Genomic DNA, 9,483 nt, shown 5'->3' with positions numbered 1-9,483 from the left:
GTGAAAGAGAGAGTTGGTCTGGTCGTTAGCGACAAAATGGACAAGACCGTCGTGGTCGCGGTAGAAAACCGATCGCCCCACCCGAAGTACAAAAAAATCATGGTTCGCACCAAGCGATTCAAGGTACACGACGAAGAAAATAAGTGCAAAGTGGGCGATCGCGTTCGTATTCAGGAGACACGCCCGCTGAGCCGCACCAAACGCTGGACAGTCGTAGATATCCTCGGTGGCACGACTAGCGCGTAATTAACGGTGAACGTGATTAGTTGAACCTGTTTATTTGAGGATTAAGAGGGAGACGAACTGTGATTCAGCAAGAGACCTATCTCAATGTGGCGGACAACAGCGGCGCAAGAAAGCTGATGTGTATCCGCGTTCTCGGCGGCAACCGTCGCTACGCCAACGTAGGTGACGTGATTATTGCCGTGGTGAAAGATGCGCTGCCGAATATGGCGGTTAAAAAGTCGGACGTGGTACGGGCAGTCGTCGTACGCACCAGAAAGGGTCTGCGTCGCGATAGCGGCATGAGCATCCGGTTTGATGATAACGCCGCCGTGATCATCAACGCTGAAGGAAACCCCAGAGGAACCCGTGTGTTTGGTCCGGTTGCCCGCGAATTGCGCGATAAGAACTTCACCAAGATTATTTCGCTGGCTCCAGAGGTGCTGTGATGAAGAAAGGAACCAAGGTTCGCTACAAAATGCACGTCAAGAAAGGCGATACCGTCCAGATCATTTCTGGCAAAGAGAAAGGCAAAGTAGGTGAAATTCTGAAAGCTTTTCCCGAAACCAGCCAGGTGATCGTGCAGGGCGTTAACGTCAAGACGAAGCACATCAAACCCCAGCAAGAGGGTGAGTCGGGGCAGATTCAAACGATCGAAGCTCCGATCCACAGCTCGAACGTGATGCTGTATTCCAACAAGCAAAAAGTGGCAAGCCGCATCTGCTACACCGTCAACACGGATGGCAAAAAGGTGCGAATGCTGAAGAAGACTGGGGAAATCATCGATTAGTGTTTGATTCTTTACAAGAAATATCCCTGACCAAGACCAGGGAATTTATGGAGAGAGACCCATGGTAAACAAATTCAAGGCACGCTATCAAGACGAAGTAGTGCCTAAGCTGATGGAACAGTTCAAATACACGAACATTCATCAGGTTCCTAAATTAGTCAAAGTGACAGTGAACCGGGGTTTAGGCGAAGCATCGTCTAACGCAAAGGCACTGGAAGCATCGCTGAACGAAATCGCGAGGATTACCGGACAAAAGCCAGTTGTGACTCGCGCCACAAAAGCGATCGCAGGTTTCAAAATCCGCAAAGGAATGCCCGTCGGCATGATGGTGACGCTGCGCTCCGACCGGATGTACTCGTTCCTCGATCGCCTGATCAATCTGGCGTTACCCAGAATTCGCGATTTCCGAGGCATCAGTCCAAAAAGTTTTGACGGTCGCGGTAACTACACGCTCGGCGTGCGCGAACAGCTTATTTTTCCTGAGATTGAGTACGACAACATCGACCAGATTCGCGGGATGGACATTTCTATCACCACGACTGCGACGACCGATGAAGAGGGTCGTGCCTTACTTAAGGAACTGGGGATGCCCTTCCGGGATATCTGAGGCAATTTCATCAAGAGGAAGCTATGGCGGCTAACGATACCATTGCAGATATGCTGACGCGCATTCGGAATGCGACAATGGCGCGGCATCAAACAACAGAAGTTCCATCGACCAAAATGACGCGAAGCATTGCTGAAGTGCTGCGCTCGGAAGGATTTATTGCTGACTTTACAGAGCAGGAAGAAGGGATCAAGCGGATGCTGGTGCTTTCCCTCAAATACAAGGGCAAAAACCGTCGTCCCATTATTAACACTCTGAAGCGGGTCAGTAAGCCTGGACTGCGCGTTTACTCCAACCGGAAGGATTTACCTCGCGTGTTGGGCGGCATTGGCATTGCGATCATTTCAACGTCCAGCGGCATCATGACCGATCGCGATGCGCGTCGTCAGGGACTCGGCGGTGAAGTGCTTTGCTACATCTGGTAAGGCAGTTTTTAGATTACAACTCACTTTAATCAGGAGAAACTGTCATGTCTCGAATTGGTAAACGCCCAATCACGCTTCCGGCAAAGGTTGATGTGACGATCGACGGACAGGAAGTGAAGGTCAAAGGTCCGAAGGGCGAATTGGCTCGCGTCCTGCCTGCTGAAGTCGAAGTGACTCAGGAAGACGGCACAATTACGGTGGCACGCCGAAGCGACTCTCGCGCTGCCCGCCAGCGTCATGGACTCTCGCGCACCCTGGTTTCCAACATGGTCGAAGGGGTGTCGCAGGGATTCAGCAAGCGGCTGGAGATTCAAGGGGTAGGCTATCGTGCCCAGGTGCAGGGACGCAATCTGATCCTCAACGTGGGATACAGTCATCAGGTGCAAATTGAACCGCCCGAAGGCATTCAGCTTGCTGTAGAAAACAATACCAACGTGATTGTGTCTGGAATTAACAAAGAAGACGTGGGCAATACCGCCGCCAAAATTCGTGCGGTTCGTCCCCCGGAACCCTATAAGGGTAAAGGCATTCGCTACGCAGGTGAAGCCGTCAGACGTAAGGCTGGAAAGGCAGGTAAGAAGTAATGAAACTGACTCGCAAAGAATCAATCAAACGCCGCCATCGTCGCGTTCGTCGCAAAGTATTTGGCACTACGGAACGTCCCCGGTTGGCTGTCTTTCGATCGCATCAGCACATCTATGTCCAGGTGATCGACGATTCGCAACACCATACCCTGGTAGCAGCTTCCACGTTGGAACCCGATGTTCGATCGGAAGTTGAAACAGGTCGCAACTGTGATGCCTCGGTGAGAGTCGGACAGTTGATTGCAGAACGGGCAAAGGCACAGGGGATCGATCAGGTCGTATTCGATCGCGGCGGCAACCTCTACCACGGGCGTGTCAAAGCTCTGGCAGATGCAGCGCGGGAAGGCGGACTGAATTTCTAGGTCATGCTCTGAGTTCAATACAAGAAACTTGTTAGAAGGATAAGGATTATCATGGCGAATCGTCGCAAGAATAACCGTAACAACAAGGAAAAGGAAACCGATTGGCAGGAGCGTGTCGTTCAAATTCGCCGTGTAACCAAAGTGGTGAAGGGCGGTAAGAAACTCAGCTTCCGGGCGATCGTCGTGGTCGGAAATGAACGCGGGCAAGTCGGGGTCGGGGTCGGCAAAGCCAGTGATGTGATCGGCGCAGTGAAGAAAGGAGTCGCGGACGGCAAAAAGCACTTAGTTGAAGTGCCTTTGACCAAAGCAAACTCGATTCCTCACCCAGTTAATGGTGCAGGCGGCGGTGCAAAAGTAATGATGCGTCCGGCAGCACCTGGTACTGGGGTAATCGCGGGTGGCGCAGTTCGTACCGTACTGGAGCTGGCTGGCGTGAAGAACATTCTGGCAAAGCAGCTTGGCTCTGGCAATCCGCTCAACAATGCAAGAGCGGCAGCAAACGCGCTGTCTTCGCTTCGCACCTTCTCGGATGTGGCAGAAGAGCGGGGCGTTCCAATTGAGAATCTCTACGGTTAGTAGTTCGCCTAATCTGAAGGCGCGATCGCTTTAATGATCATCTAATGATCATCTCTTCATGATCATCTCTCGTTTATTGGCTGTATCACTATGAGACTACAAGACGCTGTTCCTCAACCTGGCTCACAAAAACGTCGTCGTCGTGTGGGTCGAGGCATCGCTGCCGGACAGGGCGCAAGCTGCGGCTTTGGGATGCGGGGTCAAAAATCTCGCTCCGGTCGCCCAACTCGTCCTGGATTTGAGGGTGGACAAATGCCCCTCTATCGCCGGATTCCGAAGCTGAAGCATTTCGAGCGAGTGAACGTGAAGCAATACACGGTCATCAACGTGGGCGATCTGGCAGAACTGAGTGCGAATTCCCAGGTGAGTCTGGCTTCGCTAATGGAGGCTGGTATCGTGACGACTGATGATGGTCCGCTCAAGATTCTGGGCAATGGTGATGTATCGGTTGCGCTAACCGTTCAGGGGGCTGCTTTCTCGGCATCGGCGCGCGAAAAAATCGAAGCGGCGGGCGGAACTTGTGAAGTGGTAGGTTAAAAGCTTCTTCAATTTGGGATGTTTGTTGCTGATCCCTTCAGTGTTGTTCTTGAGCGATCGGAACATCTACACTAGGAGAGAAGCTCTCAAATTACACTGCTCTACTGGTTTCATCAACCTTTTAATCAGCAGTACAGCGTACCTGCCAAATTCAGCAGAGGGACTCCTACATGGTCGTTAGTCGAGATAAAACTCCAACCGCTCAAGAAACTTTTGCCCAAATGGCGCAAGCAGCCGGACTGAGAAGTCGGTTGCTTGTGACCGTTGGAATGCTCATTTTAATTCGCCTGGGCATTTACATCCCGATCCCTGGAATCGATCGCGTTGCGTTTCAGCAGGGACTTCAAGGAAGTGGCCTAGGCAACCTCATTGGCATTCTCGATGTCCTGGCAGGGGGCGGTATTTCCGCTGTCGGCATTTTCGCGCTGGGAATTCTGCCCTATATTAATGCCTCCATTATTATTCAGCTTTTGACTGCTGCCGTTCCAAGCCTCGAAGACCTTCAGAAGAACGAAGGGGAAGCCGGACGACGCAAAATTTCTCAAATCACCCGATATGTTGCTTTGGGTTGGGCAATTTTCCAGAGCATTGGTATTTCGCTGCTGCTTAGCCAATACGCGGCAAGTCCAGGACCGCTGTTTATTTTCCAGACGGTGCTGGCACTGACCGCAGGTTCAATGTTTGTTATGTGGGTTGGTGAACTGATTACTGAGCGTGGCATCGGCAATGGAGCTTCGCTGCTGATCTTCGTCAGTATTGTTTCCACCCTACCTCGATCGCTCGGACAGACGATCGACTTGGCTCAAAGCGGCGATCGGAGCTTGGTGGGCGGCGTGATTATCCTGTTCCTGGTTTTCCTGGCAATGATCGTCGGGATTGTGTTTGTGCAGGAAGGGACTCGTCGGATTCCGATTATTTCGGCGCGTCGTCAGGTCGGTCGCCGGATGTATCTGGAAAAGAGCAGCTATTTGCCGCTTCGCCTTAATCAGGGCGGCGTGATGCCGATCATCTTTTCTTACATGGTGCTGTTTTTGCCTGCTTCGCTGGTCAACTTCTTCCCGAATAACCAGGTTTTGATTCAGGCGGTTCGCTACCTCAGCCCCGGTCACTGGCTGAATATTCTGCTTTATCTGGTGCTGATTCTCTTCTTTAGCTATTTCTACGCTTCGCTGATCGTGAACCCTGTAGAAATGTCCCAAAACTTGAAGAAGATGGGCGCGAGCATTCCCGGTATTCGTCCTGGTAAGGCAACCAGCGACTATATCGAAAAGGTGCTGAATCGGCTAACGTTCCTGGGCGCAATCTTCCTGGGTCTGGTCGCAATTATTCCGACTGCGGTAGAAGGCGCAACGCAGGTCAGAACCTTCCAGGGTTTGGGCGCAACGTCGCTGCTGATTCTGGTGGGTGTGGCGATCGACACCGCAAAGCAAATTCAGACCTATGTGATTTCCCAACGCTATGAAGGGATGGTGAAACAATAGTGGCTCGATTGATCTTTTTAGGACCTCCTGGCGCAGGTAAGGGTACGCAGGCACAGGTATTAGCCAAGCACTTTGGCATTCCTCACATCTCCACTGGGGATATTTTGCGGAGTGCAGTGGCGCGGCAGACGGAGTTAGGGCAAAAAGCGCAGTCCTATATGGATCAGGGCGAACTGGTTCCCGACCAGCTCATTATTGATATGGTACGGGAGCGGCTCCACGAAGATGACGTGACTCCAGGCTGGATTCTCGACGGTTTTCCCCGTACGGTGACTCAGGCAAACTCTCTCGATCAACTGCTTCAGGAAATCCATCAGTCCTACGATTACGTGGTGAATTTTGATGTACCTGATGTAATTCTGATCGATCGCCTGCTGAACAGGGGGCGGAAGGACGACACCGAAGAGGTGGTGAAGCATCGTCTGGATGTTTATCGCAAGCAGACCGCTCCGCTAATTGACTTCTACCAGAACCGCAGTCAGTTGATTTCGGTGAACGGCGATCAGTCGGTCGAGGATGTGACGGCTCACCTGGAGCAGTTAATCAACGCTTAATTTCACTCAGTTCCTTTGCTGAAATATAGTTGGGCTGCGTTGTCTCGAAGAAGAGTTGGCGCAGCCCTTCTTTATTTTGTGGCGATCGTCCTATAAGGGAATCCTCAATCCGGTGACAGGATACCCGCGTTGATATAGGCGCATCAGCTCACCGGGAAGCGGTTGAATGGGTGACGCACTGGCACGAACAATAATCGGTTGAGTCCAGGCGTAGCTATCGCAAAATCCGCAACGCTCCAGGTCAATCACACTCTGATCGACCGCATCGGGATCGCCTAGCAGGATAAACTTTACCTGCGATCGCCCCGGAGGGGGGCTGGCATCGCCTCGCCCAAAACGGTCATGCAAAGGTTTACCGAAAGCCGTAGACGGTTCGGGAGGGTAAGTCATGTATTTAGATCTCCATAGGGTAAAGAACCCTAGAGAGTGGAACAAGACTTTAAAACATGACTGAATCAACCAGAACGTATAATCGTCCTAGCCTTCAGACTGCTCACATCAGCCTGGGAGGTTAGCTGGCTATGAGTGTTCGCAGCACCCATAGTCGGCGATCGATCTCCTGATGAGAACAATCACTCCCTCAGTCCATCTCTAGGTAAAGCATGGCTCTCCGGTTAAGTTGCATTGAGCCATTGCTTCACGCCACCAAAATTTTTTTGTGCGAGTAATAGTAGGGGGTGGGGCGATGCGACGCAGTTTCCCCTTCGGGGTAATCGTGATTTATCAGAAACAGCTATGGTCTAGGCTGTAATTTCATCGAACCACCCTTGATTCGGGCTAATTCCGTTTTTAGGATCTTAGGCGGAATGGAAGGCAAAAACAGACCGAAGAAACGCTCTCAGGATTCGGGCTAATGCCTGGAATCAGGGGATTATGCGGAAAATTTGTCGGGCTAATGTTCAATTGGAGCGATTAGACGGAATTCATTCAGCCTAATTGCCTCTATAGGGTAGATAGCCCGAACGAGTTCAGCCCAATCAGTAGTTATACGCGCGACTCGAAGTCGTTCGGGGGAGTTGGAAGGATTCCTAAAAGTCTTTCCCTGCCAGTGTTCAGGCAGATGTCCGCCTCAGAATATTCAACCAGTAATGGGAGGGTAGCATCAGCAGAAGAGGTTAATTGCCTAATGATACAAGAGCCAAAATTTGTATCAGGGCAAGGTTGCTAAGGATAATGCGAATGAATCCTTGAAGAGGCTTCGTTAATGTAAATGCTTGAAATTGGCTGACACGAGCATTTTGGGGCACATGAGGGTTGATAGCGTCTAAGTATCAACTGTGAACACCTCGCTCCCGGAGTAAAGAGGAGTCCTAAAGCAATCACATCTCCACCCCGTGCGAAACGAGGAAACTCCGATAGAGTCCTGAAAATGCCTTCATGTTCAGGTAAGCCGAAGGTAACTGAGGTGGAACCCTCTAGCGGATACAGGATGTCCCAAGAAGCGAAAGCCGTCAGTCGAAAGACCAGCGGAAACCATAACGCGACGGATAAGGCAGATGCCTAACCTGAAAGGGTGCAGACGTGGGACAGGTGATCTCCAGAAGTGACGTTGAGACGAAACCGAACGCTGTGGGAAAAGTTAGGTGCAAACGAACTTTGCAAACGTAACCAAGCGCACGACTGATTGGCAAAGGGTCAATTGGCGCAGAGCATTTCGCGTCGTGAGGAATTTGAGACAACGCATCTTCAAGGCAACCCGAAATGGAGATTGGAGGCGAGTCAGGAATCTGCAAAGATTGCTACTCAAGAGTTACTCAAACGTCCTGTTAGCAGTACGAAGAGTAACTCAGATCAATGCTGGTAAGCGAACGCCGGGTATCGATAAACTTCTGGTGAAAACCGGACCTGCTAAAGCGATTCTAGCCGATGCGCTTAAGCAGCAAGTGCCCTGGAAGCCACTGCCAGCAAAGCGGGTGTACATTCCTAAAGGCAATGGCAAACGTCGCCCTCTGGGAATACCGAGTGTCATCGACCGCTGCCTTCAGGCAATTGTCAAGACGGCACTGGAACCCTGTTGGGAAGCTCAGTTTGAGCCGACGAGTTATGGATTTCGTCCTGGACGGAGTGCTCATGATGCGATTGCCCGAATCTATGTCACGGCGAATGTAGCCAATCGCAAGAAATGGGTTTTAGATGCAGACATTGCGGGATGTTTTGACCAGATTAACCATGAATGCCTGCTGCAACAGGTCGGCAATTTTCCCGCACGCGGGTTGATTGCTGGCTGGCTCAGAGCAGGATATATGGAATACGGGGCTTTGCATTCCACCGAGTCTGGCACCCCGAGGGGGGGAATCATCTCACCGCTGTTGGCAAACATTGCGCTACACGGCATGGAAGCAGCCTTGGGAATTACCCGATATGCTCAAGGTTGCGTCAAAAAGACAGTCAGGAGAGTGATAGTCCGCTATGCCGACGATTTTGTCGTGTTTTGTGACACCAAAGCTGAAGCAGAGCAAGCCCAAGCCGACCTTCAAAGCTTCCTCAGCTTGAGAGGATTAACGCTATCTGAGGATAAGACACAGATAGTCCAGCTATCGGAAGGATTCGACTTTTTGGGTTTTAATGTCCGTCATTATCCGGCGAGTCACACCCCCACGGGATGGAAACTGTTGATTAAGCCTGCTCAAAAGAGTGTGATGGGATTTCGAGAGAAATTGCGTCAGATTTTCAAGCAGCTTCATGGCAGCAATGCTCAATGTCTGATTAGAGTGCTCAATCCCCTCCTCCGGGGTTGGGCGAACTACTACCGAGGGGTGGTTAGTTCAAAAACTTTCCAGACGCTCGAATCTTACATCTTCTGGAAGCTCAGACGTTGGATCAGCAAAACCCATCCTAACAAGTCCTTCTCCTGGCGTGACCATCGATACTGGGCAAATCATCCTGCCTATCCCGGTAGTCAATGGAGCTTTGTGGACAAAGACACAGGCATGGTGCTCTACCGCATCGGTTACACTCGCATTCAACGGCATATCCTGATTCAGGGCGATGCTAGCCCAGATAATCCTGACTTCAGGAATTATTTTGAGCAGCGGGCAAAACGGTCGGAGCAAAGCGGTGACTATCCGAAAGCGGTACAACGGGTCATCCAGCATCAGCAAGCGCGGTGTCCGAATTGTGGACAATCCTTATTCAATGGGGAAGAGATCCAGATTCATCACAAAGTCCCACGCCAACAAGGAGGAACCAACCACACCTCCAACCTAATGGCAGTTCACCTGGTCTGTCATTTACAGCTACATCGGTGAGCAATAGAGATTGCTTGAGCCGTGTACAGTGAAAGTTGTATGCACGGTTCTGAGGGGAGGGAGAAGGACATATCTAAAACCTTCTCTTTTACCCGAC

Annotated in this window: 13 protein-coding genes; 12 read left to right on the top strand and 1 reads right to left on the bottom strand. The window is 51.2% G+C overall.

Annotation, left to right across the window (positions count from 1 at the left end):
• From rpsQ to H6F80_RS00515, 11 genes are all read left to right on the top strand, one after another.
• On the top strand, positions 1 to 246 hold a 246-nt coding region (gene rpsQ, locus H6F80_RS00565), incomplete at its 5' end, for a 30S ribosomal protein S17 (protein ID WP_199296284.1).
• Between the two features lie 59 nt (positions 247 to 305).
• Positions 306 to 671 (top strand): 50S ribosomal protein L14, encoded by a 366-nt coding sequence (rplN, locus tag H6F80_RS00560; protein WP_190789674.1) that lies wholly within the window; start codon positions 306 to 308, stop codon positions 669 to 671.
• Positions 671 to 1,012 carry a 50S ribosomal protein L24 gene (rplX, locus tag H6F80_RS00555; protein ID WP_242067089.1) on the top strand — a complete coding sequence of 114 codons (342 nt, stop codon included), beginning with the start codon at positions 671 to 673 and terminating at the stop codon, positions 1,010 to 1,012. Before rplN ends, rplX begins: the two co-directional genes overlap by 1 nt.
• Before the next feature lie 61 nt (positions 1,013 to 1,073).
• A complete protein-coding gene (gene rplE, locus H6F80_RS00550; protein WP_190789673.1) occupies positions 1,074 to 1,619 on the top strand; it encodes a 50S ribosomal protein L5 in 546 nt (181 codons plus the stop codon).
• Positions 1,620 to 1,642: 23 nt separating this feature from the next.
• The gene (gene rpsH, locus H6F80_RS00545; protein ID WP_190789672.1) at positions 1,643 to 2,044 is read left to right on the top strand and encodes a 30S ribosomal protein S8; all 402 of its coding nucleotides are present in this window, start codon (positions 1,643 to 1,645) and stop codon (positions 2,042 to 2,044) included.
• Positions 2,045 to 2,088: 44 nt separating this feature from the next.
• Positions 2,089 to 2,628 carry a 50S ribosomal protein L6 gene (rplF, locus tag H6F80_RS00540; RefSeq protein ID WP_190789671.1) on the top strand — a complete coding sequence of 180 codons (540 nt, stop codon included), beginning with the start codon at positions 2,089 to 2,091 and terminating at the stop codon, positions 2,626 to 2,628.
• Positions 2,628 to 2,990, top strand: a complete 363-nt coding sequence (rplR, locus tag H6F80_RS00535; protein WP_190789670.1) for a 50S ribosomal protein L18 — start codon at positions 2,628 to 2,630, stop codon at positions 2,988 to 2,990. The genes rplF and rplR overlap by 1 nt, the downstream gene beginning before the upstream one ends.
• Before the next feature lie 51 nt (positions 2,991 to 3,041).
• On the top strand, positions 3,042 to 3,566 hold the full coding sequence (gene rpsE / locus H6F80_RS00530) for a 30S ribosomal protein S5 (RefSeq protein ID WP_190789669.1): 525 nt from the start codon (positions 3,042 to 3,044) through the stop codon (positions 3,564 to 3,566).
• A 90-nt stretch (positions 3,567 to 3,656) separates the two neighbouring features.
• Positions 3,657 to 4,103: a 50S ribosomal protein L15 gene (gene rplO, locus H6F80_RS00525; RefSeq protein WP_190789668.1), complete on the top strand. Its 447-nt coding sequence runs from the start codon at positions 3,657 to 3,659 to the stop codon at positions 4,101 to 4,103.
• Between the two features lie 170 nt (positions 4,104 to 4,273).
• Positions 4,274 to 5,584, top strand: a complete 1,311-nt coding sequence (gene secY / locus H6F80_RS00520) for a preprotein translocase subunit SecY (protein WP_190789667.1) — start codon at positions 4,274 to 4,276, stop codon at positions 5,582 to 5,584.
• Positions 5,584 to 6,138, top strand: coding sequence for an adenylate kinase (locus H6F80_RS00515; protein WP_190789666.1), 555 nt, complete (start codon positions 5,584 to 5,586; stop codon positions 6,136 to 6,138). Before secY ends, H6F80_RS00515 begins: the two co-directional genes overlap by 1 nt.
• Positions 6,139 to 6,228: 90 nt before the next feature.
• Here H6F80_RS00515 and H6F80_RS00510 read toward each other — a convergent pair whose 3' ends face one another.
• The gene (locus H6F80_RS00510; RefSeq protein ID WP_190789665.1) at positions 6,229 to 6,528 is read right to left on the bottom strand and encodes a hypothetical protein; all 300 of its coding nucleotides are present in this window, start codon (positions 6,526 to 6,528) and stop codon (positions 6,229 to 6,231) included.
• A 1,193-nt stretch (positions 6,529 to 7,721) separates the two neighbouring features.
• On the opposite strand from H6F80_RS00510, the gene ltrA reads away from it, so the two are divergent.
• Positions 7,722 to 9,386, top strand: a complete 1,665-nt coding sequence (ltrA, locus tag H6F80_RS00505; protein ID WP_190789664.1) for a group II intron reverse transcriptase/maturase — start codon at positions 7,722 to 7,724, stop codon at positions 9,384 to 9,386.
• The last annotated feature ends 97 nt before the right edge of the window (positions 9,387 to 9,483 follow it).

This window comes from Leptolyngbya sp. FACHB-711, from assembly GCF_014695615.1.
GTDB lineage: Bacteria > Cyanobacteriota > Cyanobacteriia > Elainellales > Elainellaceae > Leptolyngbya_A.
The sequence above is the reverse complement of the archived record's forward strand: the minus strand, read 5'-3'. Positions and strand labels throughout refer to the sequence as shown.